This window comes from Chenggangzhangella methanolivorans, assembly GCF_042648545.1.
Classification (GTDB): Bacteria; Pseudomonadota; Alphaproteobacteria; order Rhizobiales; family Methylopilaceae; genus Methylopila; species Methylopila methanolivorans.
The window spans coordinates 1-22,411 of the sequence record NZ_JBHRXS010000003.1; the positions used below are offsets into that span (position 1 = coordinate 1).

Below are 22,411 nucleotides of genomic sequence, written 5' to 3' on the forward strand. Positions count from 1 at the left end.
GTCCTCCACATGGCCAAAAGCCATACATCAGGGAGGACCACTTCTCAGGGGGCAGACCAGCTCCAGTCGCCAGATCTCATAGGTCTTCGCAACGCTTGCATCTCCACGAAGCATCCAGGGGTCGTTTCGGACGGATGTAGATCGTCCTCCTGCGCGGCCGCCCTACCCTTCGGGACAGATCGACGCGGGATCTTTGTCTTAACGATCGACCAACCACGTTCGATCACGTCTTCGTCCAAGTCCGTCTTTCGCGCGTTGTTCGGCAAAGCGCGAAAGGAGAGCGACATGGCGATCACCCCGCTTGAGCGTTTCGCCGGCCCGTCGATCTATCCCTCGGTCGACGAGCTTCGAAGCAGCCGATCCGCGGCGGCGCCCCGCGCCGTCGACGACGCCGCGACGGACCCGCGCCCCGTCGGGCCGGTCGAGCCGCGGACCGTCTCCGAGCCGCCGGCGATCGAAAGCCTGACCTCCTCGGCCCGCGCCGCGACCGTCGCGCTCGCCGCCACGCCGCGCGAGGCGATTTCGAACCTCGCCGGCGCGCAGGCCGCAGCCGCCGAGGCGGAAGACGCCGCGCTCGCGGCGCTCGCAGATCCCCTCGATCCGCCGACGCCGCAGGAGATCGCCCAAAACTTCGCCGCCGTGGCGGCGCTCGTGCCTTCGCCGGAGCGCCTCGCGAACGCGGCCGCTGTCCCAGAGCCGGACGACGGAACCGTCGCAGCCTCAGGATCCGTCGCGAACGATCGAGGGTTCGCGGAGCAGGCGTTCCTCGCCGGAACCGACGTCGGAACGCGCCTCTCCCGCTACGCCTGAGGCGTCACAGCGACTGGTCGTGGCGGAACATGTTGGTCGGGTCGTAGGCCGCCTTCACCTGCTCGAGCCGGGCGAGGTTGTCGCCATAATAGGCGCGCCGCCAGTCCGTGAGCGAGGGGTCGGGGAAGTTCTGATAGGCGCTCGTCCCGCACATCTCCCGGAACTCCGCGTAAAAGCCGTCCTGCCAGGCCTTGGCGGCGCGCATGTAGTGCGGCGAGACGTGCTCCTGCGCGCTCCAGTCGAGGCCGATCTCGAAAAGCCAGCGACTGTCGCGATGCACGAAGGCGGTGGCGTCGGGCGCGACGCGGTTGATCGCGCCGCCCGTCGGGAAGAAGGCGACGTCGACGTCCTTGCCGCCGGGCGGCCGGTTCCGCAGCCAGCGCAGCGCGGCCGACAGCATGCGTTCGTCGAGGCTCTGGCGAATGAAGCCGGATCGCTCCTGATAGAAGTTCGGCGCGCCGGCTTCGGCGAGCGCGGTCTGCGCGTCCCAGTAGGGAAGAACCGAGATCTCGCTGTGCGCCGGCTCGGCGACCCTGAAGGTCGTGGCCAGCACGTCGCGAAACCCTGCTCCTGCCCGGCCCACTGGCCGACGAGCTCGAGATGGATCGGACCGCCCTGCCCCGGCGGCGCGCTCAGCGCGACGATGACGCCGAGCGCCTCCGGCGCGGCCTCGATCGCGGGGATGAGGGCGGCGAGCGTCGCCTCGATCTTGTCCTCCCACCGCAGGGAAAACACCGTGATGGCCTCGTCGGCCGGAACGGTCGCGACCGTGAACGAGGTGCTGACGCCGAAATTGCCGCCGCCTCCGCCGCGCAAGCCCCAGAACAGGTTCGGTTCGGCTCCTTGCGACACGGAGCGCACCGCGCCGTCGGCGGTGACGATCTCGGCGCCCGTCATCGCGTCCGAGCCGACGCCGAAGCGGCGCATGTTGAAGCCGATGCCGCCGCCCAGCATGAAGCCCGCGATGCCGACCGTCGGGCAGCGGCCATGGGTGATGGCGCGGCCCGCCGCGCGAAGCCCCGCGGCGACGTCCCGGTTGAGGCAGCCCGCTCCGATCGTGACGCGGCCGCTCGCCGCGTCATAGGCCACCTGCTTCATCGGCGACAGGTCGATCAGGAGGCCGGACGAGGACGAGTGCCCGGCGAACGAATGCCCGCCGCCGCGGATGGCGAAGGGCATGTCCATCTCCCGACACCAGCGCAGCGCCTTGGACACCGTCTCGGCGGAGCCGCACCGCGCGATCGCCTGCGGCTCGATCCGGGCGTAGCGCAGGTTCTGCGGCCGGGCGCGCGCGGAAAAGCCCGCGTCTCCGGGACGCAGAAGGCCGTTCCCGAGGATCTCGGCGAGTCGCGACCAGGCCGCGTCGCCGGGCGCGCACCATGAGCAGTCGTCGAAGACCGTGCGGGCCCGCGCCGCCGCCGGAGCGAGCAGACTGACGGCGGAGCCGATGGCGAATTGTCGACGGCTGAGAGATGAGCGCATGGCTGGCCGATCCGGCTTCACTTTGCGGCACACTATAAAGTTGCGTTTAAGGCCCAGTAAAAACCGAGCGTCCGAGGCGTCCCGGCGCTGTCCGCGCGGCGGACGTCGCCTGACAAATCTGTCGCTTGACGAACATCTCCGCGCTTTTAGAACAGGAGCAAGTTCACCAGCGGCGACGGGCTATGACCATCAGGCGCAGAGACTTCGTGGCGATGCTCGGCGCGGCCCCGGCCGCTCTCTTGCCTGGCGCCGCCGGCGCGGCGACGCGCGCCGAGACGGCCCCCGGCATGGCGGCGGGGGTCGATCCCGCCGTCGAGAAATCGATTCGCGCGAGCTTCGGCGGCGGCTTCTCGGTGCGCACGCAGACCGAGCTGCGCGGGCTGACCTACGCCGAGATCGAGCATTCCGGAAACCGCTTCGTGGTCGCGAGCGCCGACGCGCTGGACTGGAAGTTCGTCGCGTCCGACAGGACGCTCTGACCGCGCCTGACGCCGCGTCCTCGCTCAGGCGCCGGTCTCCAAACCTGATCCGATTTCCCGCAGATCCCGTCATTCCGGAGGGCGACAAGCCATGTCCGAGACGATCAAGACCATCCGCATCCATCCCGGCATCGGCATCGCGCGCCTCGGGAACAGCGACGAGTTCTTCGTCGGGCCCGAAGCGCCGGGCCTCGTGGTCGATCCAGGCGGGAAAGGCGGGCCGGGACCGAACGGCGGATCCTATCGCGACGCCGATGCGCGCCTGAAGCGGCAGGCGCAGCGCTACCGGGTCTACGGCTATGACGCCGACGGCAAGGTCGTGGCCGAGCTCACCAAACAGTCGGACCTCGTCCAATCCCTGCGCTGGCGCGTCCATGTCCGCAACATGAAGGCGGCGAACTACGCGTTTCAGGGCGCCTATCTGTTCGATCCGGACAAGCTGCGCAATCCGTCCGTCCAGCCGGGCAAGAAGCCGATCGAGCGCGACAAGCTGATCATCGATCCGGGCGTCCACACGATCTCGTCCGGCGAGGCCGGCCCCGTCGTCATGAAGGGCGACGTCTTCGTCGACGTCGAGAAGAGCAAGCTGCCGGGCGAGCTGCGCTTCGTCGGCTTCACGCCCAAGGACCCGTCGCAGGAGGTCGAGGTGACCTACGAGGCCGCGCGGGACATCGAGCTCGGCCAGCTTCGCCTCGACGACGGCGACCGCCTGCTGTTCGTGCCGGCGGGCGGAAAGGGCGAATGCGTGACGACGCCCAAGGTCGCGCTGTCGAACCCGAGCGAGACCCACAGCCCGCCGAACGGCCCGGACGGCGGCCGCAACCCGCTCACCAACCAGTTCGCTTACTTCAACGTGCCCGGCTGGTGGGACGACACCTGCGGCGGCGAGATCGACGTCACCGTCACGCTCAAGGACGGAACGGTTCTGAGCACGCGCGACGGCGTGACGTCTGCGGCGGACGAGGGCGCGCGGAACGCCCGCGCGGGCGCCTGGATCGTCACCGCGCCGCCGAAGTTCTCGCCCTACATGCTCCACGTGGTCTCGATCCTCGACCGCGTCTACGAGGCGTTTCCCGAGGCCTACCCGCACGCGAGCCGGAAGACGAACTTCTATCGCGACGTCTATCCTGTGTTCGCCAAGGCGGTGAACTACGGCTGGGTGAGCGCCGAGGCGGCGGGCGTGAAGCCCGAGACGAAGGACGCCGCCCATGGCCCGCGGCAGCCGGGCAACCTGCTCAACGACCGCTACATGGCCGCCTTCACCGACCCGACCGAGAAGAGCCGGTCGATGCGGCAGATGATCTACAATCTGATGCGCCGCGCGCCGGGAAAGCGCGGCCGCCTCGTCGACTCCCTGCAGCCCCCTCCCCCGCAGCGTCCGACGACCTGGAAGGACGAGGAGTTCAAGCGAGAAGAGGAAGACTACAAGATGCCCAAGCTCTGGGGCACGGGCGGCAAGCCCGCCCAGAACGAGGAGACGGGCTTCGACCTTCCCGACCAGTTTCTCAGCCTCACCGACTGGCAGCTCAACCATCTGAAAGAGTGGGCCGACGGAAACTTCGAGGTCGGCGAGCCGGTGCGGCCCGTCGCGCTCGACGAGCTTCCGCTCGCCGACCAGCCGCACGCCCTCGACGCCTCGGCGCTGGAGCCGACCATCGGTGGCGGCTTCCATCCCGGGATCGAGTTTCCCTATCTCATCCTCTACCGCGAGAACTTCGCCGAGGCGTTCCGGGTGGCTGGAGGCGTCGAGCCCGGATCGGTGGCGGCCTACATGTCGAGCCCGTGGCAGGGCGACTTCTGGTCCTGCGACACGGCCTGGTGGCCGACGCAGCGCCCCGACGTCGTGTTCGAATACGACAGGGCGACCCAGACCCGGACCTACAAGGAATGGTTCCGCGGCTATGACGAGAGCGGCGAGCCGCTCTCGTCCGACGACGGCTACCAGCAGATGGCCTACGCCTGGCCCAAGCTCGGTATGGTGCTGCCGCTCAGGACCGAGGACGGCGGCTTCCTGAAGGACAACGGCCAGATGGTGTTCGTCGAGCACGAGCGCGATCCCGCGCTCAACCGGCCGCCGCAGGCCAAGTCGCCCCCGGCCAAGTGAGCCAGGGCGCCGACCCGGCCGGCGAGATGTGGGACGTCATCGTCGTGGGATCCGGCCCGGCCGGATCCGCGACCGCCCTTACGCTGGCGCGGCTCGGACGGCGCGCGCTGCTGGTCGAGAAGCGGCGATCGACGGGCGTGAAGCTTGGCGAGACGCTGCCGCCGGCCTCGATCGACCTGATCGCGCATTTTCTCGGGCCTGAGACCGGGACGGCCGGGCGGCCCTTCGACGCCTTCCCGACGACCGGAAACGTTTCGTCCTGGGCGAGCGAGGGCGCGGACGCCGCGGATTTCTTCTTCGCATCGAGCGGTCATGGGCTCTGCGTCGACAGGCCCGCCTTCGACGACGCCTTGCGCGACGCTGCGGCCGCAGCCGGCGCGACGCTGCTCAAGGGCGCGAGCTTCCAATCCTGCGAGCGCGTCCTAGACGGCTCGCTCAACTGGCGCGTGACTCTCGCGACGGACGCGGGCGCCCGTCAGGACCGGGCCCGCTATCTCGTCGACTGCTCCGGCCGGCAGGCGGTCGTGGGCCGGGCGCTCGGGGCTTCGATCGAGGACGACGACGACCGGCTGTTCGCCTATGCGCGATGGTTCTCATGCCCGGGCGGCGACGACGATCGCCGCACCCGCATCGAGGCGGCGCCGGAGGGCTGGTGGTACAGCAGCCGGCTGCCGGGAGCCGTGGGGGGCGAAACGGGGCGGCTGGTCGTCTTCTACACGGACCGCGACCTGCCGGCCGCGCGGCTCGCCGCGTCGCCGGACGGTTTCGACGGGCTCTTGGAACGCTCGGCGATGATCGCGCCCGTGCTCAGGGATCGCGGTTATCGACCCTACGGGGCGATCCGCGGCGCGCCGGCCGGCGGCCAGCGGCTGCAGGCGTTCTGCGGCGACGCCTGGATGGCGGTCGGCGACGCGGCGCAGGCCTATGATCCGCTGTCGTCGCAAGGCGTCGACAAGGCGCTTAAGTCCGCCAGCGACGCCGGGCACCTGATCCACTACGCGCTGGAGGACTCTTCGCAGGGCGAGGACTGTTCGCAGGGCGCAGCCGAGCTCGACGCGCGCAACCCTTACGTCGTCCGTCACGACGAGGCGCAGCGACGGATGTGGGACGAGTATCTCAGGCGGCGCGCCTTCTACTACGGCGCGGTGCGACGCTGGCCCGGCGAGGCGTTCTGGCGGCGGCGCCTCCCCGTCGAGCAGGCGGCCGCGGACGCCGACGAGCATCGGTTGCGCGCGTCCCCGAGCGTGTGACGTTTCAGGTCGAACCACCGCCGTCACGCCCGCGCTTCGTGCGGGCATGACGGCCGAGCCGGCTGTGATCTCCGCCTTCAGTTCGTCGGCGTCACGGGTCCGCGGCCCGACACCCAGAGGTTCGCCTCTTCGCGCTCGTCGGCCGGGTCCGACGTCACGCAGATCTCGCCGTTGAGCGCCGCCGTCAGCTCGTTGGCCTCGGGAAGCCGCGCGGCGCGCTGGGCGCGGGCCGGCCACCACGGCGGCGGCTCGTCGGAGCCGAGCATGCGGCCGAACATCCGCCAGGCGTCCTCCGCCGCGGTGCGCTGGGGCAGCACGCGGATCGACTGCATCATCCCGGCGTCCTCATGGCCGACGAGATGGCAGTGATAGACGAACTGCCCGGTCATCACCGGATTGGTGAAGGGGATGATGACCGACACCTCTCCGGGCTTGCCGTCGGCCGCGTAAGGCAGGGTGATGACGTCGCGCAGGCCCGTCGCGTCCGGCTGTCTGCCGACGCCCTTCTCCTGCACCAGGAACGAGGTCTGGTGCAGGTGGAAGACGTGGAGTTCGGTCGCGAGGTTGCGCAGGATCCACCGTTCGACGTCGCCCACCCGGGTCGTGGTGTTCACGACGTTCGGGTCGAAGATCTGGCCGTTGATGTAGAACTTGCTGAAGTCCTTCGCGTCCGAGAATTCGAACACGCGCTCGCGGGTGATGGGGAGGTTCTTGATGTCCCTCGGGCGCGGAAAGATCGCGCTCCTGTTCGCCGCAGGCTCCTGGACGCGCTCGCTGATCCCGCGGTCGGGCTTCGGGTCGCCCGCGACGATGAAGGTCCCGAGGTCGGCGGCGTCGTTCGGCAGGCCGGTCGGCCCGGTGTCGACGTTAAGCGAGCTCAGCTTGTAGCTGCCGGCCGCCCCGGCCTTCACCGCGACGGTCACGCGCGCGCCGGGCGCGAGGAACAGCGTCTCCTGCCGCTCGGGCGTGACGAGGACGTTGCCGTCGCGCTCGATCGTCCAGAACTCGTGGCCGGCGAGCGCGAACTTGAAGAACGAGTTCGCGCCGAGATTGCCGACCTGCCAGACCTGCCACTCGCCCGGCCGGGCCTTCACCGGCGCGTCGGTGTAGCCGTTGAGCGTCAGCGTCGTGGCGGTCTCGTTGGGAAGGACGATGTCCTTGAGCACCATCACGCGCCGGCGAAGGCCCGCGAGCTCCGGATAGTGGGCCTCGATGTAGCCGTCGACGATCAGCATGCCGGACATGCCCGACAGGATCTGCTTGTTCACCACGCCGTGCGCATGGGGGTGATACCAGTGCAGCCCTTCGGGATGGTCGCTCGGGAACGGCACGACATAGTCGAAGCTCGTCCCGGCCTTGACCTTGAGGAAGACGTCGTCGCCCGGCGCCTTCGGGCTCACGTCCGCGCCGTGGTAATGCATGTTGGTGCGGACGGACTTTTTGAACTGGACGTCCGCCGGCCCGATCTCGTTGTTGAGTTTCATCCGCAGCGTGTCGCCGCGGCTGAGCACGAGCGTCGGCGGGATGTAGAGGCCGTTATAGACGTTGCTGCGGAACCGCTTGCCCGCGACGCGGATCCAGCTCGGCCGCGCGGTGAGCTCGACCTCGAGCACGCCGTCGCGCGAGCGCAGCTCCGGCGGGTTGGGCAGGTCGTCGATCGCCGCAGGGTCCGCAGGCGCGCCGCGAATCGCGACCACGTCCACCGCCGCAGGCGCTGACGGCGGCGCCTCCTCGGCGAAGGCTGCGGCGCCTGACGCCAACAGCATGAAGAGCGCGACGGCAGGCCGAACCATGGTCATCCCCCGAACCAAGGCTGAGATGTCGCGAGTCTACCTCAAGTCGAAGAGGAGGCAACAGGATCCGGCCTGGAACGCGCCGCCTGTCCTCGGCGAAATGGTCCTTGGTCAATGCGCCTCCGCCGGAACGTCCGGCATTTGATCGACCTCGGCCGCCCTTTTGGGATGTCGCCTCCGCGGCGCGCATGATCTAGCATTGCGAGCAGCCGCCCGCCGACGCCGACGCGCGCTCGCGCACCCACTCTGGACGAAAGGTCCGCCGATGATTAGCCGAACAATGATCTGCGGAACGCTCTTCGCCTTGGTCGCCGCAGGGTCCATCCCGGCGTTCGCCCGCGACATCGGCGCGCCGGAAGTTCGCGACGCGGGCCCGGGAATGGGAGGGCCGCCGCAGATGGACGACGCGCTCGGCGTCACCGTTCCGATCGGAAAGCAGCCGAAAAGCGCGGGCGACGCCCCGCAGGACGGCCAGGCAAGGCCGAACTGCGGCGAGACCGTCACCATGGCGCAGGACGGAACCGAGACGGTCACGCCGAAACCCTGCGACTGACGCGGGGCCTCATCGGCGCTGCAGCAGCCACATCAGCAGCGGTCCGGCGATCAGCATGCCGATGAGCCCGGCCGGAACCTGGAACGGCACGTAGACCACCCGCCCGAGCCAGTCCGCCGCGATCATCGTCAGCGCGCCGATGAGCGCGGCCGCCGCAAGCTGGCCGCCGGCGCGCGCGAAGCCGAGACGCAGCGCGAGATGCGGCGCGATCAGCCCGGCGAAGCTCAAGGGGCCGACCGCGAGCGTCGCGCCCGCGGTCAGGGTCGCGCAGAGGGCGAGGACGCCCAAACCTGCGACGGCCGGCGATGCGCCGACCGAGAGCATGAACGGTCGCCCGAGCGGCGCGAGATCGAGCCAGCGCACGACGAGGAACGAGGCGGCGATCTGCACGATCGCGCAGGCCATGGTCCCGACCGCGACCGCAGGCTCGACGTCGTAGGTCGAGCCCGCCATCCAGTTCGCGACCAGCAGCATGCGCGGGTCGCCGCTCGCCATCAGGATCGCGAGCAGCGCCGAGAACATGGCGCCGAGCGCGACGCCGGCGATCAGGAGCTGTTCGGGCGCGAGCCTGCCGCCGCGTCCGAGCCCGAGCAGCGCGCCCGCGACCAGAAAGCCTCCGGCAGCCGCAGCCGCGGTCTGGACCGCCAAGCCCGGCGATGGGGCGAACAGCAGCGCGAGCACGAAGCCAAGCGCGGCGCCCGAACTCACGCCGAGCACTTCGGGGCTTGCGATCGGATTGCGGGTCAGGCGCTGGAGCATCAGCCCTGCGGCCGCCAGCATCGCGCCCGCGGCCCCGGCCCCGAGGGTCCTGGGCCAGCGCCACGGCAGGAGCTCGGCGAGCTCGGGCCATGGCGCGACCGACAGGCCTCCGCCCGGCGCTGGGCCGATCGCGAGCGAGGCGAGCAACGCGACCGGAACCGCGGTCGCCAGCAAGCAGATCGCCAGGCCGACGCGCCGCACGCGCGGCCCGGCGGGGCGCTCGGTCTCGACCGGCGCGGGGTTGCGCAACCTGGAGGCGAGCCAGACCAGCGTCGGCGCGCCGATCAGCGCCGTCGCGGCTCCGGTCGGCACGTTTAGATGCGCCAAGGCCTCGGCGGCCTGGAGAAGCGCGTCGGTCGCAAACAGGATCGCCGCGCCGATCGCCGCGCTCCAGGCGAGCCGGTCCCTCAGCCTTCGGACGCCGAGAGCGCGGGCGAGCGCAGGCGCAGCGAGCCCGATAAAACCGATGACGCCGACGGCGCTGACGATGACGGCGGTGAGCGCCACCGCCAGTCCGATCGTGACGAGCCGCAGCCGAACCACCGACAGGCCGAGGCTGCGGGCCGGCTCGTCCATCTCCAGCAGCTGCAGCGGCCGGACCGTGAGGGCGACGAGGCCGGCGAGGACCGCGACCTTCACGCCGAGCGGGCCCGCGACCGACCAGTCCTGCTGGTTCAGCGCGCCGCTGCCCCAGACATAGAGGCCCGTCAGCATCCGCTCGTTGAAGAGCGTGAGCGCGGAGGCCGCCGCGCCGCAGAACATCGCCGCCACCATGCCGGACAGGATCACGGTCAGCGGCGCGAAGCGGCTTCGCCAGGAGAGCGCCGTCACCACCGCGGTCGAGGCCGCGCCGCCGAGAAGCGCCACCACCTCCCGGCCGGCCAGAAGCGCAGACGGCGCCGCCACCGTCGCCAGCGACAAAGCAAGCTGCGCGCCGGCCGAGACGCCGAGCGTCGAGGGCGAGGCGAGCGGATTGCGCAGCGCCTGCTGGAGCACGGCGCCTGCGAGCGCGAGCCCCGCTCCCGCGATCAGCGCGACGACGGCGCGCGGCGCGACGCTGTAATGGACGAGAAGCTCACGGATGTCGTCGGCCGAGGGCGCCAACAGCGCCTCGAGCCAGAGCCCGACAGGCAGCCGCGCCGACAGGTTGAGCGCCATGGCGACCGCGCCGAGCCCGATGAGCGCGAGCACGGCGACGAGCGCCGGGCGGAACCCGTCATGCACGCTGGGCGGCCTCCGCCAGGAGCCGCGCGAGACGCGTCACGGACGGTAGGCCGCCGAAGGCGAGCACCGGCGGCAGGCGGAACAGTCGGCCTTCGTCCGCAAACCCCGTCGCGCGCCAGATCGGGCTCCCCGAAAGAAGCGCAAGCGCGTCCGGCGGCGTCGGGGCGAGGCAGAACAGCCGAGCGCCGCGCGCCTGCGCAAGCGCCTCGACGCCGACCTGCGAAAAGCCCCACGGATTGGTCGGGCGGGTCCAGCCATTGGTCAGGCCGAGCCGCTGGAGCGCGTCCTCATAGAGGCTGTTCGCCCCATAGACCCAGGCGTTGCGCGCGTCCTGAAAGGCGGCGAGCAGCACGGGCCGATCGCGAAGCGGAGCCACGCGCTCCGACAAAGCCGCAAGCTCGGCTTCGGTCCGCGCGACGAGCCCCTCGGCCTCCTGTTCCGCGCCGAGCCGCTTGCCCATGGCGCGCGCCGCCGCCACGAGGTTCGGCCAGGGCGAGGATCCGGTGGCGTGGACCGGAAAGCTCTCGACCGGCGCGACGCGCTCGAGCTTCGGGCGGAGGCGCTCGAGATAGGGAGTGGAGAAGATGACGTCGGGCTTCAGCTGGCTCAGGATCTCGAGATTGATCTCGCGCGACGTCCCGAGATTGACGATTCCAGCGGGCAGCCGGGGCTCCACCACCCAATCGTCCCAGTCGTCCGCGGCCGCGATCGCGATGGGCGGCCGCCCCATCGCGATCAGCGTCTGGGCGATGCCGTAGTCGCCGGTGACGGCGCGCGGGGCGTCCGACGCGCGGACGCGCACGGGCGCAAGCGCTGCGGCGGCCGCAAGCGCGACGGCGGCCCGTCGCGTGACGCCGCGCCGTTCGCGTTCCTGAAAGTCCTCACCAGCGATAGCGCAGCGTCCCGATCACCGTTCGTCCCTGGCTCAGATAGCACCGACCGCTGTTGCACACAGGCGCGTCCTTGTCCGCCAGATTGGTGGCGTTGAGCGCCAGCGAATAACCCGCGAGCTTCGGATTCGCTGTGCCGAAATCGTAGCGGGCCGCGGCGTCGAGCAGCGTGTAGGGCCTGTTGCGGATGACGTTGGCGTTTTCGGCGTAGCTCGCCCCGACATGGCGCACGCCCGCTCCGAAGCCGAGGCCCGCAAGCGCGCCGCCCTGGAACTCGTAGTCGAGCCAGGCCGAGGCCGTGTGCCTGGGCGTCACCAGCGGCTGGTTGCCGACGTTCGCCGCGACCGAATCCCGTTTGATCTCGGCGTCGTTGTAATTGTAGGAGGCGATCGCCTTGAAGCCCTGCGCGAGGTCGATGCGGGCGCTGAGCTCCACGCCGCGGGTCTCGATCTCGCCGATCGCCTGCGCGGCGCCGTTGAGCGGATCGTATTTCACCGCGTTCTTCTCGGTGAGCCGGTAGACCGCGGCGGTGAACAGGCTGCTCGATCCCGGCGGCTGGTATTTGACGCCCGCCTCGATCTGCTCGCCTTCGGTCGGCTTGAGCAGTCCGCCGTTCGGGCCGCGAACGGCTGCGGGCAGGAACGAGGTCGAATAGCTGGCGTAGGGCGAAATCCCGCTCTCGAAGGCGTAGAGCACGCCGATGTTGTAGGAAAACGCCTTGTCGTCGCGCTCGGCCGAGGCGGTCGGCGCGCTTCCGTCGAAGCGCGTGTTGTCCGACGTTCGGTTCGCCCAGTCGCGCCGGACGCCGGCCGAAATGTTCCAGCGCTCCCCGATCTTGATCTGGTCCTGCGCATAGAGGCCGAGCTGCTTCAGGCCGATGTCGGTGCGGGTCGTGATCGGCGGCGTCGGGCCGTCGACGCCGTAGCGCGGGTCGTCGATGTCGAGGTCGTAGGCCGGGTTCGCCGCGAGGCTCCCCTGCCCCTGGCGCGACTCCGACCACTGGTAGTCGAGCCCGAACAGCATGGTGTGGCGGATCGCACCGGTCTCGAACTTCGCCTGCAGCTGGTTGTCGAGCTGGACCGCCTCGATCGTCTCGTCGATCGCCCATGAGCCGCGCCGGTAGACGTTCGGCCGCGCCGGGTCGAAGCCTCCGCCCGAGACGCCCGCGGTGAGGTAGCGCGAGCGCATGTCGAGGTGATTGTAACGGGCGTTCTGGCGCACCGTGAAGGTCTCGTTGAAGGCGTGCTCCAGCTCGTAGCCGAGCTGGTATTGGTCCTGCTTCAGATAATCGTAGTCCGGATCGCTGGCGCGGATGTTCAGGACGTTGATGTTCGGCGAAATGCCGGCGTTCATCACCGCGACGTTGCTGTCGGTCTCGTCCTTCTGGGCGAGGCCATAAATGGTGATCCTGGTCTCGTCGTTCGGCGCCCATGTGAACGAGGGCGCGAGGAAGAAGCGCTCGTCCTCGATGTCGAAGTCGACCTCGCCGAGCCGGCCGAGCGCCGTCAGCCGGCCGGTGAGCGTTCCCTCGGCGTTGAGCGGCCCGCTGGCGTCGAAGCCGGCCTCGTAGCGGCCTGTGCCGCCGATCGTGCCGATCGCCTCGAACTGCGGTTCTGCGGTCGGGCGCTTCGACACGCGGTCGATCAGGCCGCCGGGCGTCGACTGGCCGTAGAGCACGGCGGCCGGGCCCTTGATGATGTCGATGCGCTCGAGCTGGAACGGGTCGGTGCGGAAGGTCGCGAACTGCCCCTGCGCCTGCCGCAGCCCGTCCTTGTAGTCGCCGAAGGTGTTGACCGGGAATCCGCGGATCGAGATCTGGTCGAAGCGCGGATCGAAGCCCGAGCCGTTGGTGGTGACGCCCGGCGAATAGCGCACGGCCTCCGGAATGGAGGTGGCGGCGCGGTCCTCCAGCTCCTCGCGGCCGATGACCTCGACCGAGCGCGGGGTCTCCATGATTGGCGTGTCGGTCTTCGTGCCGGCCCGGCTCTCGGTCGCGACATAGCCCTGGACCGGGCCGCGGCCCGTCCCCCCGGCGCCCGGGTTCGCGCCGCCGCCTTGGCCGCGGCCCTGCACCTCGATCCCGTCGAGCGGCGTCGCGTCGTCCTGCGCCCTCGCCTCGCCCGCCCCGACGGTGACGGACAACGCCGCCGCCCCCGCAAGCCGCAACGTCAGTCTGCGCGCAGCCCCCATGCCCATCCGCCCCCGCGATCATGAGTTTCAGATACGGGGCGGTTGCTGGGCGCCTGCAGATTGATTGTCAAGCGATTATTCAATGTATTTAATTATTATAGCTCAAATAATACGCTGTACTCTCTCGTCATACGCGCCGAGTCTGAAGTATTCTCAACGGATCCACGCCCCGAACGCGAACCGGATGGCCTGATTGATCGCGGTCGGCAGGACGGTCATGTGCGTTTCGCATGGAATGAGCTCGTAAGAGACCTCGAGATCATCCATCGCCGCGAGCCTTTCGGACATCGCCCGCGCGTTCTCTTCCGTGCGGCTCCGCTCATGCCCCGCCCGGCGCTTCTCCTCGTCCTCGGCGCCGACCTGGAAGGGCGCGAGGGTCTGCTCGTATTCGCCGACCGAAATCAGCACGCGCTTGCCCGACGGACGGTCGGCGCGCGCCTCGAACCGCTCCGCCGAGCGCAGCAGCGTGAAGTTCTCCCAATAGACCGTCGGCGAGGCCGCGGTCCACGTCGCGAACGCCTCCGGATGGTTGAACAGGGCGTAGAGAACGAACAGGCCGCCGAACGAGTGCCCGAAGATCGCCTGCCGGGCGGGATTCACCGGCAGGCGCCGGGAGATCTCGGGCTTCAGCGTCTCTTCGATAAAGGCGAGGAACTCGTCCGCGCCGCCCGTCAGAACGTCGGGTCCGCCGGCGACGTGCGGCGGATAGGTCGCGCCGGGCGGCGGGCTGTAGTCCCAGGAGCGCCGGACGCTGTCATAGGCCGCCTCGGTCGGATAGCCGATCGCGACGACCGCGGCCTCACGCACCCCGGTGCCGAGCGGCCAGGCGGCCTGAACGCGGATCGCGTCGGCCGCGGTCGCGAACACCGCGTTGCCGTCCAGCATGTAGAGCACGGGCCACCCCTCCGGCGGCGCGTCTCCGGGCGGCGTGCGCAGGAAGATGCGATAGGGCGCCGCGCCGGATTTGGCCGGAAGGTCGAAGCGCACGGCTTCTGAAAGGACGACGGGGTGGTCCTGCGTCATGTCGGCCGGCCTTGCGCTCCGTTCGGGGCGCTCCCCTATCGCGTTCATCGGCCGCCGTCGACCGGCGGGAGAGCCGCCCTCAGCACGCCGCGACGTTGACCGCGAGCCCCCCTTGCGATGTCTCCTTGTACTTGGCCTGCATGTCCGCGCCGGTCTGGCGCATGGTCTCGATGACCTCGTCGAGCGTCACGCGATGCACGCCGTCGCCGCGCAGCGACAGCGAGGCGGCCACGATCGCCTTGTTGGCCCCGAAGGCGTTGCGCTCGATGCAGGGGATCTGGACAAGCCCGCCGATCGGGTCGCAGGTCATGCCGAGATGGTGCTCCATCGCGATCTCGGCCGCGCTCTCGATCTGCTCGGCCGTGCCCCCAAGCGCGGCGCATAGCCCCGCCGCCGCCATCGCCGAGGCCGAGCCGACCTCGCCCTGGCAGCCGACTTCCGCGCCGGAGATCGACGCGCGGCGCTTGATGAGCCCGCCGATCGCCGTCGCGGTCAGCAAAAACTCGCGGCCACGCTCGACCGACCAGCCGGGGCAGAAGTCGCGGCAATAGCGCAGCACCGCCGGCACGATGCCGGCCGCGCCGTTGGTCGGCGCGGTGACGACGCGCCCGCCGCCGGCGTTCTCCTCGTTGACGGCGAGCGCGTAGAGGCTGACCCAGTCGACGATCTCGTGCGGCGGGCGGCTGTTGATGTGCGCGCGGGCGTCGAGCGACTCGCGCATGCGCTTGGCGCGGCGGCGGACCTTCAATCCGCCCGGCAGCATGCCGTCGTGGCGCATGCCGCGCTCGATGCAGTCGAACATCGCGGCCGCCACGGCGTCGAGCCCGGCCTCGATGTCCGTGAGCGAGCGCCGCGCGAGCTCGTTTTCCAGCTGGGCCTCGGCGATGGTCCATCCGGTCTCGCCGCAGAGCTTCAGCAGCTCTGCGCCGCTGTCGAAGGGCGTGGGATAGACGGTCGAGTCCGCGCTTCCGGCGTCGCGCTCGGTGACCACGAAGCCGCCGCCGATCGAGTAGCAGACGTGCTCGTCCAAGACCCCGCCGTCCGTCCCATAGGCGCGGAACCGCATGCCGTTGGTGTGGAGCGGCAGCAGCTCGACGAAGTCGAACACCACGTCGGCTTCGGGATTGAAGGCGACCGCAGACAGCGTGCCGTCCAGGCTCTTGGCTTCGCGCAAGGCCGCCATGTAGCCGTCGACGAGATCCGGATCGACCGAGGCCGGTTCATGGCCCATGAGGCCGAGGCAGATCGCGACGTCGGTGGCGTGGCCTTTTCCGGTCCAGGCCAGCGACCCGAAGATTTCGGCGGTCACCCGCGCGACGCCGTTCGTCAGCATCACCCGATCACGGAAGGCCTTGGCGGCCGCCATCGGCCCGACCGTGTGCGAGCTCGACGGGCCGACGCCGATCTTGAAGAGGTCGAAGGCTGAGATCATGGACGGCAGCGTAATCCAGAATGACGACGCCCCGAAGGCTGAACCGCTGGCGGGATGACGATCCGCCAGCGGTTCTCTTCGTCGCGGCCCTCGGGGGGCGAAACGCCGCGACCTCGTGAGGCGCGGATCACTCCACGCCGTAAACCTCGCGGGCGTGCGCCGCGGTCACTTTCCCCTGCGCGATGTCGGCGCGGATCGCCTCCGGATCGCGTTCTTCGGCCAGGCCGTAGCCGCCCGCGCCCGCCATCTCGACGCGGAGCACGTCGCCGGCCTTGAAGCGGCGGGTAAACTTCGAGGGCAGCGCCTCGGCCTTGTCGGTGCCGGGATTCAGCGTGGTGGAGGCTCCGCCGCCCGCGCCGCCGCCGAACAGCCCCCAGGGCTTCGACTTGAAGCGGTCGGCGCGCACCTGCACCTGGATGTCGTCGGTCAGGAAGCGGTACTGCCGCACGAGACCGAGCGCCCCGCGATAGCGCCCGGCGCCGCCGGTGTCAGGGAGAAAACCGTATTCGTCGATGACGATTGGGTTTTCGGCCTCGATCAGTTCCACGGGCACGTTGGCGAGGTTGCCGATGCAGTAGGGGCCGGCGTCCTGGCCATCGGAGTCCGGGTTCGCCCCGAGACCCGTGTTGTTGTGGAACTCGAGATGCAGGAACCGGCGTCCGTTCGCATCCGACCCTGAGGCCGCGATCGCGAACTCCGAGCCGCCCGCGCAGGCGGGCATCTGGTCGGGAAGGAGCGTCGCGAGCGCGCCGAGCACGATCGAGCGCAGCCGGAAGCCCACCTGCCCGCGCGAGCCGACCGCGGCCGGGAACGTCACGTCCACGAAGGTGCCGGGCTTGGTCTTGACCGTGATGGCCCGGTAGAGCCCGGCGTTGTTGGGGATCGCGGCGCTGAGCACCGTGCGGATCGCCGCATAGGTGCAGGAGACCGTGAAGGCGCGGTTGCAGTGGACCGCGCCGCCGAGATCGACGTCGGTCTGCGAAAAATCGGCCTCGATCTGGTCGCCGGTCTTGGTGAGTTTCAGGTGGATCCGGATCGGGCCGTTGCCGACGCCGTCGTCGTCGTTCCATTCCTCGAACTCGACCGTCCCGTCCGGGAGCTTCGACAGCTCCGAGCGGGTGAGGATCTCGGCGTAGTCGATGAGGTCGTCGAGATAGGCTTCCAGAACCTCCGGCTTCCACTCGCGCGCGAGCTTCTCGGCCTCAGCGGCCGCCTGGTCGAGCGCGGCGAGCTGGGCGCGGACGTCGCCCATCACACGGTCCGGCACGCGGGTGTTGAACTCGATGATGCGCATCAGCGTCTCGTTGACGAGCCCGCCCGCGACCATCTTCAGCGGCGGGATGCGCAGCCCCTCCTCGAAGATCTCCATGCTGTCGGCGGCGTTGCCGCCCGGCACGCGGCCGCCGAGGTCGCTGTGGTGGAGGATGAGGCTGACGAAGGCGACGCGCTTGCCGTCCACGAACACCGGCTTGAACGTGTAGATGTCGTTGAGGTGACTGCAGCCCGAGTAAGGATCGTTGCTCGCCAGCACGTCGCCTTCGCGCACGTCGTCGCCGAAGTGGGCAAGGCATGCCTCCAGCGCCGGCATGACGACGCCGAGATGGACCGGCACCGCGACGCCCTGCGCCACCAGCCGGCCGGCCCCGTCGCAGACGGCGGCCGAAAAATCCATGGAGTTCTTGACGTTGGAGGTGCGCGCGGTGCGCATCACCATGACGAGAGCGTTGTCCGCGGTGGTGACGAGCGCGTTCTTGAGAAGCTCGCGGCGGACGGGGTCGATCGTGGTCATGTCAAAGGGCTCCGTCAGGCCGCGTCGCGGGTGAGGACGACGTTGTTCCAGCTGTCGCGGGCGGCCGACCAGCCGGGGCGGACCACGATCGTGGTGTCGTATTCCTCGATGATCATGGGACCTGCGGCCGGCGTCGCGGTGAGGTCCGAGCGCGGCGCGACCGGCGTGTCGCGCCACCCGGCCTCGCCGAAGAAGGCGCGGCGGACATGGCGCTCGACGGTCTTTTCGGCGCCGCGGCGGGCGCTGTCGGGCATCCGGGGGCTGGAGGCGAGGCCGCGCGCCACGAGCTTCAGCGCGACGAACTGGATCGCTTCGCCGGGCGAGGCGTAGCCGAAGACCGACTTGTGCTCGGCGTGGAAGGCGGCCGCGAGAGCGTCGAGGCCGCCGGCCTCGTCGATCTCGAGCGTCAGCGGCGAGGTCTGGCCGACATAGCGCAGGTCCGCGAAGAGCTTGGCGCTCTGGGTCTCAGGCGTCCCGAAACCCTCGTCGCGCAGCATGCCGAGGCCGCGCGCCAGCATCGGGGCGGCGGCCAGCGTGACGGCCGCCATGTCGACCTCGTCGAGGCGCTTGTAGAAAGCCGAGACCAGCTGATGTTCGACGTCGGCGAACAGCATGCCGAGCGCCGAGAACAGGCCTGCGACCGGCGGCGCGACGATGCGCGTCATGCCGGCGGCCTCGGCGAGCGAGCAGGCGTGCACCGAGCCGTTCCCGCCGATCGCCAGCATCGTGTATTGCGAGGGATCGCGGCCCTTCTCGGACGAGACGCCGCGCAGCGCCCGCAGCATGGTGGCGTCCGCGATGCTGTGGATGCCGTAGGCGGTGTCGGTCGCCGACAGCCCGACGCGCGAGCCCACCGCTTGAATCGCGTCGGTCGCGGCCTTGACGTCGAGCGACAGCTCGCCGCTGACGAGCGCCTTCGGGTTGAGATAGCCGAGCACGATGTTGGCGTCGGTCACGGTCGGCTGCTGGCCGCCGCGGCCATAGGCGACGGGGCCGGGTTCCGCACCTGCGCTGCGGGGACCGACGGTCAGGCCGCCCGCCGCGTCGCTGGCTGCGATCGAGCCGCCGCCGGCGCCCACTTCCGCGATGTCGATGGTCGGCGTCTGCACGGGATAGCCTGCGCCCTTGATCATGCGGGCGCCGAGCGCCGCCTCGCCGCCGACTTCGGTCTCGGGGCAGAGCGCATAGGCGTGGTTCTCGATCACGGTGGCCTTGGCGGTGGTGCCGCCCATGTCGAACACCAGCATGTCTCCTACGCCGATCTTCTCGCCGAGCCGCTGGCCGCCGAGAACGCCCGCCGCCGGGCCGCTCTCGATGATGTCGATCGGCTGACGCGCCACCGCCTCGCCGGGCGAGACGCCGCCGCTCGACTGCATGATCAGCAGCGGCGCCTTGATCCCGAGCCGGTCGAGCCGGTTCTTCAAGGACTGCACGTACCGCTCGACCACCGGGCGGATGTAGGAGTTCACCACCGTCGTGCTGGTGCGCTCATATTCGCCGAGCTGCGGCAGCAGGTCGACCGAGGCCGTCACCGGCACGCCGGGCAGGCGCTTGGCGAGATAGGCCGCTGCGCGGCGCTCGTGGTCGCCGTTGACGTAGGAGTTGATGAACGCGACCGAGACCGCCTCGACGCCTGCCTCCTCGAACGTCTTGGCGGCGGCTTCCAGGTCAGCGTCGTTCAGCTCGCGGACGATCGCGCCGTCCGCGGCGACGCGTTCGTCGGCTTCGAGGCGCAGGCTGCGCTCAACCAGCGCGTCCTGCTTCTTGTAGTGGATGTCGTAGAGCCGCGGCGTGCGGAAGCGCGCGATCTCGAGAACGTCGCGGAAGCCCTTCGTGGTGAGGAGGCCCGACTTCGCGCCCTTGCGCTCGATGATGGTGTTGGTCGCGACCGTCGTGGCGTGCACGAATTCGGCGATGTCGGCGGCGTTGATCTTGAGTTCATCGAGCAGCGCCGAGACGCCGTTCTCGATGCCCTGGCTGTAGTCCTGCGGGGTCGACAGCACCTTCTTGGAATAGATCACGCCGTCGGCGCTCATCAGCACGACGTCGGTGAACGTGCCGCCGATGTCGACGCCGAGACGATAGGGAGCGGACATGTCAGGACTCGCGGGTTCGGGATGCTGTACGGGTCACCGCAGCTTGGCTGCGGGAGAAATCGGCCACACGTGCTCGATCCGGCCGCCACGGGCGGCGAAGATCGCATCGTGCAGATGGACGGTCGTGTCGGCGTAGCCGACCACGAAGCGGATGACGTCGCCGACGCGCGGGGTCGCGCTGTCGGAGCCGAGTTCGATCTTGCCATGCTCGGCGGAGAACGAGACCGAGGCGACGTCGCCCAAATCGAGCGGGATCGGCGTTCCGGCGTCGACGCTCATCGCCTTCTTGCCGGCGTCGCAGATCACGCGCCGCGGCGTCGGGCGGCTCGTCACCGTGGCGTGGACCGTCAGCCCGTAGGCCACCGGAACGCGGTAGATCGTGCGGTAGCGCGCGTCGCCGAACACGCCGCCGCCGGCCTGAATTTCTGTCACGCCGGGGATCGTGGCGGAGGTCTCGAAGGTGCCGGTGCCGCCGCAGCTGACGACGTCGATCGCGATCCCGTCGCGCCGGCAGAGCTCCGCGCTCGACACCAGCGCGCCGACCGCGTCTTCGATCGCCCAGCGCTTCTCCGTCGGATCGGCGATCTGGGTGGTGTGGCCCTCCCAGGTCATGACGCCGGCGAGGCGCAGTCCCTGAAGGCCGACGAGACGGCGGGCGAGCGCCAGCACCGGCTCGCCCGGCTGGACGCCGGCGCGGCGCGTGCCGGTGTCGACCTCGATCAGGACGGACAGCGTGAGGCCTGCGAGCCGCGCGGCTTCGGCGAGCGCTTCCGCGTTCTCCATGCCGTCGACCGCCACCATCACGTCGGCGCGGGCGGCGAGGTCCATCAGCCGCGCGATCTTGGCAGAGCCCGCGATCTGGTTCGCGATCAGGATGTGGTCGACGCCGGCCCGCGCCATGGTCTCGGCTTCGGAGAGCTTGGCGCAGGTGACGCCGATCGCGCCGGCGGCGAGCAGCAGCTTGGCGACTTCCGGGGACTTGTGGGTCTTGCAGTGCGGGCGCCACGCCACGCCGCCCGCCGCGCAGGCCCCGGAGATGCGCGCGAGGTTCTGCTCCATGACGTCGAGGTCGGCGACGAGCGCCGGCGTGTCGAGCGCCTCGACCCGTTCGCCGATGAGGGCGGCCGCGTCGCTCATGCGGCCCGCCGCTCCTGCTCGCAGCCGCGGAAGAGATGGATGATGAGGCTCGCGTCGACCAGCGCGTCGAGCGACATCACCGCGTCCTCGAGCCCCTGCAGGTTGGCGTCGCCCGCGTCCATGCCCCAGCGCAGGCAGGCGCGGAACTTCGCCACCGTCTCCTCGAGGCTCATCGGGTCATTGGGCGCGCCCTTCATGGTCCAGCGCGTCAGCTCGACCGAACGGCCGCTCTTCAGCTGAAGGCGGATGCGCGCCGGCGGCACCGCGGTCGGCTCCATGTCGGCGGCGTCGGCGCTGTCGAAGATCGAGGCGAAGGACACGTCTTCGGCGCGGATGCGGTCCGGCGTGAAGGTCGAGATGTCGACCTTGCCGTCGACGAGCGCGGCCGCGAAGGCGTAGGCGGCGTTGAACTGGGCGTGCACCACCGGATTGGGGTGGGACTGATCGAAGCGCGAACCGACGATCTGGCGGTTGACCTTGCCGATCTCGATCACGCCGCTCTCGATGTCGTCCGGCGCGATCCCTTCCGCGCGCACGTCGAGCGCGAGCTGGATCACCGTGTGGGTGCAGCGGCAGCACGGATAGGGCTTCATGGAGAGTTCGCGGATGCGCCAGCTCTCGCCCAGGCCCTCGGTCAGCAGTTCGGGGATCGCCTCGCCGCGCTCGTAGAGCTCGAAGAGGCCCGCCTTGCCGTCGAGATAGCGGTAGGGGCCGGTGACGCCGTGCTTGGCCATCTGGGCGGCGAGCAGCCCGGAGCGGGCCGCAAAGCCCGGGCCGACGCGTTTCGCGAGCGCGCCGTCGGCGATGAACTGCGTGGTGCCGGAGAGCTGCACGAAGGCGAGCGCCATGGCGTGCAGGGTCTTCTCGGCGTCGAGCCCGAACACCTTGGCGCAGGCCGCAGCGGCCGAGATCGAGCCGAACGAGGTCGTCGGGTGCCAGCCCTTGCCGAGCGAGTTGTGGCAGGCGAGGCCGATGCGGCAGAACACCTCGACGCCGACGGCGAGCGCCGTGATGGCCTCGCGGCCTGAGACGTCGCGCTTGGCCTCGATCGCCGCGAGCACCGCGGGAAGGATCACGCAGAAGGCGTGGATGCGCGCCTGATCGTGCTGGTCGTCGAAGTCGAGGCTGTGGGCCGCCGCGCCGTTGGCGAGCGCGGCGGTCGCCGGGTTCGCGGTGCGGCCGTTCAGCAGCAGCGTCGCCTTGCCGGCCGTCTCCCATTCGGTGAGCGCCGAGAGCAGCTCGGTCATGCCCGGGGCCCGGCGCGCGCCGCCGATGACGCCGAGCGTGTCGAGCGTGAAGAGCTTCACGATCTCGACGACGTCCGCCGGGATGTCGTCATAGCCGATCGCTGCGAGCGTCGCGGCGATCTCGCGGCCGATGGAGGGAGCGGTCGTGGTCAT

Annotated in this window: 16 protein-coding genes and 1 pseudogene; 5 read left to right on the forward strand and 12 right to left on the reverse strand. The window is 70.0% G+C overall.

Annotated elements, in window-relative coordinates; genetic code table 11:
* Nucleotides 1-285 precede the first annotated feature (285 nt).
* Nucleotides 286-810, forward strand: a complete 525-nt coding sequence (locus ACFOWB_RS00445) for a hypothetical protein (protein WP_261401827.1) — start codon at nt 286-288, stop codon at nt 808-810.
* Between the two features lie 4 nt (nt 811-814).
* Here the strand turns inward: ACFOWB_RS00445 and ACFOWB_RS00450 are convergent, their stop codons facing one another.
* Together ACFOWB_RS00450 and ACFOWB_RS00455 are read right to left on the reverse strand one after the other, a co-directional pair.
* A complete protein-coding gene (locus ACFOWB_RS00450; RefSeq protein ID WP_261401826.1) occupies nt 815-1,363 on the reverse strand; it encodes a BBE domain-containing protein in 549 nt (182 codons plus the stop codon).
* 356 nt (nt 1,364-1,719) lie between these two features.
* Nucleotides 1,720-2,292, reverse strand: a pseudogene (locus tag ACFOWB_RS00455) (FAD-binding oxidoreductase); the annotation flags it as partial.
* 182 nt (nt 2,293-2,474) lie between these two features.
* On the opposite strand from ACFOWB_RS00455, the gene ACFOWB_RS00460 reads away from it, so the two are divergent.
* The 3 genes from ACFOWB_RS00460 (at nt 2,475) to ACFOWB_RS00470 (ending at nt 6,125) form a co-directional block, all read left to right on the forward strand.
* The gene (locus tag ACFOWB_RS00460) at nt 2,475-2,771 is read left to right on the forward strand and encodes a twin-arginine translocation pathway signal protein (RefSeq protein WP_378145070.1); all 297 of its coding nucleotides are present in this window, start codon (nt 2,475-2,477) and stop codon (nt 2,769-2,771) included.
* Between the two features lie 91 nt (nt 2,772-2,862).
* Nucleotides 2,863-4,875, forward strand: a complete 2,013-nt coding sequence (locus tag ACFOWB_RS00465; protein ID WP_261401823.1) for a LodA/GoxA family CTQ-dependent oxidase — start codon at nt 2,863-2,865, stop codon at nt 4,873-4,875.
* Nucleotides 4,872-6,125 carry an FAD-dependent oxidoreductase gene (locus tag ACFOWB_RS00470; RefSeq protein WP_378145072.1) on the forward strand — a complete coding sequence of 418 codons (1,254 nt, stop codon included), beginning with the start codon at nt 4,872-4,874 and terminating at the stop codon, nt 6,123-6,125. Before ACFOWB_RS00465 ends, ACFOWB_RS00470 begins: the two co-directional genes overlap by 4 nt.
* Before the next feature lie 77 nt (nt 6,126-6,202).
* On the opposite strand, the gene ACFOWB_RS00475 is transcribed toward ACFOWB_RS00470, so the two are convergent.
* Nucleotides 6,203-7,918 (reverse strand): multicopper oxidase family protein, encoded by a 1,716-nt coding sequence (locus ACFOWB_RS00475; RefSeq protein ID WP_261401820.1) that lies wholly within the window; start codon nt 7,916-7,918, stop codon nt 6,203-6,205.
* Between the two features lie 265 nt (nt 7,919-8,183).
* Between ACFOWB_RS00475 and ACFOWB_RS00480 the strand changes: the two genes are divergently transcribed.
* The gene (locus ACFOWB_RS00480; RefSeq protein WP_378145075.1) at nt 8,184-8,471 is read left to right on the forward strand and encodes a hypothetical protein; all 288 of its coding nucleotides are present in this window, start codon (nt 8,184-8,186) and stop codon (nt 8,469-8,471) included.
* Nucleotides 8,472-8,480: 9 nt separating this feature from the next.
* Here the strand turns inward: ACFOWB_RS00480 and fhuB are convergent, their stop codons facing one another.
* From fhuB to ACFOWB_RS00525, 9 genes are all read right to left on the reverse strand, one after another.
* A complete protein-coding gene (fhuB, locus tag ACFOWB_RS00485; RefSeq protein WP_261401818.1) occupies nt 8,481-10,454 on the reverse strand; it encodes a Fe(3+)-hydroxamate ABC transporter permease FhuB in 1,974 nt (657 codons plus the stop codon).
* Nucleotides 10,447-11,256, reverse strand: coding sequence for an ABC transporter substrate-binding protein (locus ACFOWB_RS00490; protein WP_261401817.1), 810 nt, complete (start codon nt 11,254-11,256; stop codon nt 10,447-10,449). The genes fhuB and ACFOWB_RS00490 overlap by 8 nt, the downstream gene beginning before the upstream one ends.
* A 79-nt stretch (nt 11,257-11,335) precedes the next feature.
* Nucleotides 11,336-13,534, reverse strand: coding sequence for a TonB-dependent siderophore receptor (locus tag ACFOWB_RS00495; RefSeq protein ID WP_261401816.1), 2,199 nt, complete (start codon nt 13,532-13,534; stop codon nt 11,336-11,338).
* Between the two features lie 153 nt (nt 13,535-13,687).
* Nucleotides 13,688-14,557 (reverse strand): alpha/beta hydrolase, encoded by an 870-nt coding sequence (locus tag ACFOWB_RS00500; protein ID WP_261401815.1) that lies wholly within the window; start codon nt 14,555-14,557, stop codon nt 13,688-13,690.
* A gap of 79 nt (nt 14,558-14,636) precedes the next feature.
* Nucleotides 14,637-15,989 (reverse strand): L-serine ammonia-lyase, encoded by a 1,353-nt coding sequence (locus tag ACFOWB_RS00505; RefSeq protein ID WP_261401814.1) that lies wholly within the window; start codon nt 15,987-15,989, stop codon nt 14,637-14,639.
* Between the two features lie 127 nt (nt 15,990-16,116).
* Nucleotides 16,117-17,778 (reverse strand): hydantoinase B/oxoprolinase family protein, encoded by a 1,662-nt coding sequence (locus tag ACFOWB_RS00510; protein ID WP_378145081.1) that lies wholly within the window; start codon nt 17,776-17,778, stop codon nt 16,117-16,119.
* Nucleotides 17,779-17,792: 14 nt separating this feature from the next.
* Complete coding sequence (locus ACFOWB_RS00515; protein WP_261401811.1) at nt 17,793-19,874, reverse strand: hydantoinase/oxoprolinase family protein; 2,082 nt, start codon at nt 19,872-19,874, stop codon at nt 17,793-17,795.
* Between the two features lie 33 nt (nt 19,875-19,907).
* Complete coding sequence (locus tag ACFOWB_RS00520; RefSeq protein ID WP_261401810.1) at nt 19,908-21,011, reverse strand: alanine racemase; 1,104 nt, start codon at nt 21,009-21,011, stop codon at nt 19,908-19,910.
* Nucleotides 21,008-22,411 (reverse strand): MmgE/PrpD family protein, encoded by a 1,404-nt coding sequence (locus ACFOWB_RS00525; protein WP_378145083.1) that lies wholly within the window; start codon nt 22,409-22,411, stop codon nt 21,008-21,010. Before ACFOWB_RS00525 ends, ACFOWB_RS00520 begins: the two co-directional genes overlap by 4 nt.

Excerpts from the sequence above, each read along its gene's own strand:
- ACFOWB_RS00445 (WP_261401827.1), top strand. The coding sequence starts at position 286 with ATGGCGATCACCCCGCTTGAGCGTTTCGCCGGCCCGTCGATCTATCCC.
- ACFOWB_RS00460 (WP_378145070.1), top strand. The coding sequence starts at position 2,475 with ATGACCATCAGGCGCAGAGACTTCGTGGCGATGCTCGGCGCGGCCCCG.
- ACFOWB_RS00465 (WP_261401823.1), top strand. The coding sequence starts at position 2,863 with ATGTCCGAGACGATCAAGACCATCCGCATCCATCCCGGCATCGGCATC.
- ACFOWB_RS00475 (WP_261401820.1), bottom strand. The coding sequence starts at position 7,918 with ATGGTTCGGCCTGCCGTCGCGCTCTTCATGCTGTTGGCGTCAGGCGCC.
- ACFOWB_RS00480 (WP_378145075.1), top strand. The coding sequence starts at position 8,184 with ATGATTAGCCGAACAATGATCTGCGGAACGCTCTTCGCCTTGGTCGCC.
- ACFOWB_RS00495 (WP_261401816.1), bottom strand. The coding sequence starts at position 13,534 with ATGGGGGCTGCGCGCAGACTGACGTTGCGGCTTGCGGGGGCGGCGGCG.
- ACFOWB_RS00500 (WP_261401815.1), bottom strand. The coding sequence starts at position 14,557 with ATGACGCAGGACCACCCCGTCGTCCTTTCAGAAGCCGTGCGCTTCGAC.
- ACFOWB_RS00505 (WP_261401814.1), bottom strand. The coding sequence starts at position 15,989 with ATGATCTCAGCCTTCGACCTCTTCAAGATCGGCGTCGGCCCGTCGAGC.
- ACFOWB_RS00510 (WP_378145081.1), bottom strand. The coding sequence starts at position 17,778 with ATGACCACGATCGACCCCGTCCGCCGCGAGCTTCTCAAGAACGCGCTC.
- ACFOWB_RS00515 (WP_261401811.1), bottom strand. The coding sequence starts at position 19,874 with ATGTCCGCTCCCTATCGTCTCGGCGTCGACATCGGCGGCACGTTCACC.
- ACFOWB_RS00520 (WP_261401810.1), bottom strand. The coding sequence starts at position 21,011 with ATGAGCGACGCGGCCGCCCTCATCGGCGAACGGGTCGAGGCGCTCGAC.
- ACFOWB_RS00525 (WP_378145083.1), bottom strand. The coding sequence starts at position 22,411 with ATGACCACGACCGCTCCCTCCATCGGCCGCGAGATCGCCGCGACGCTC.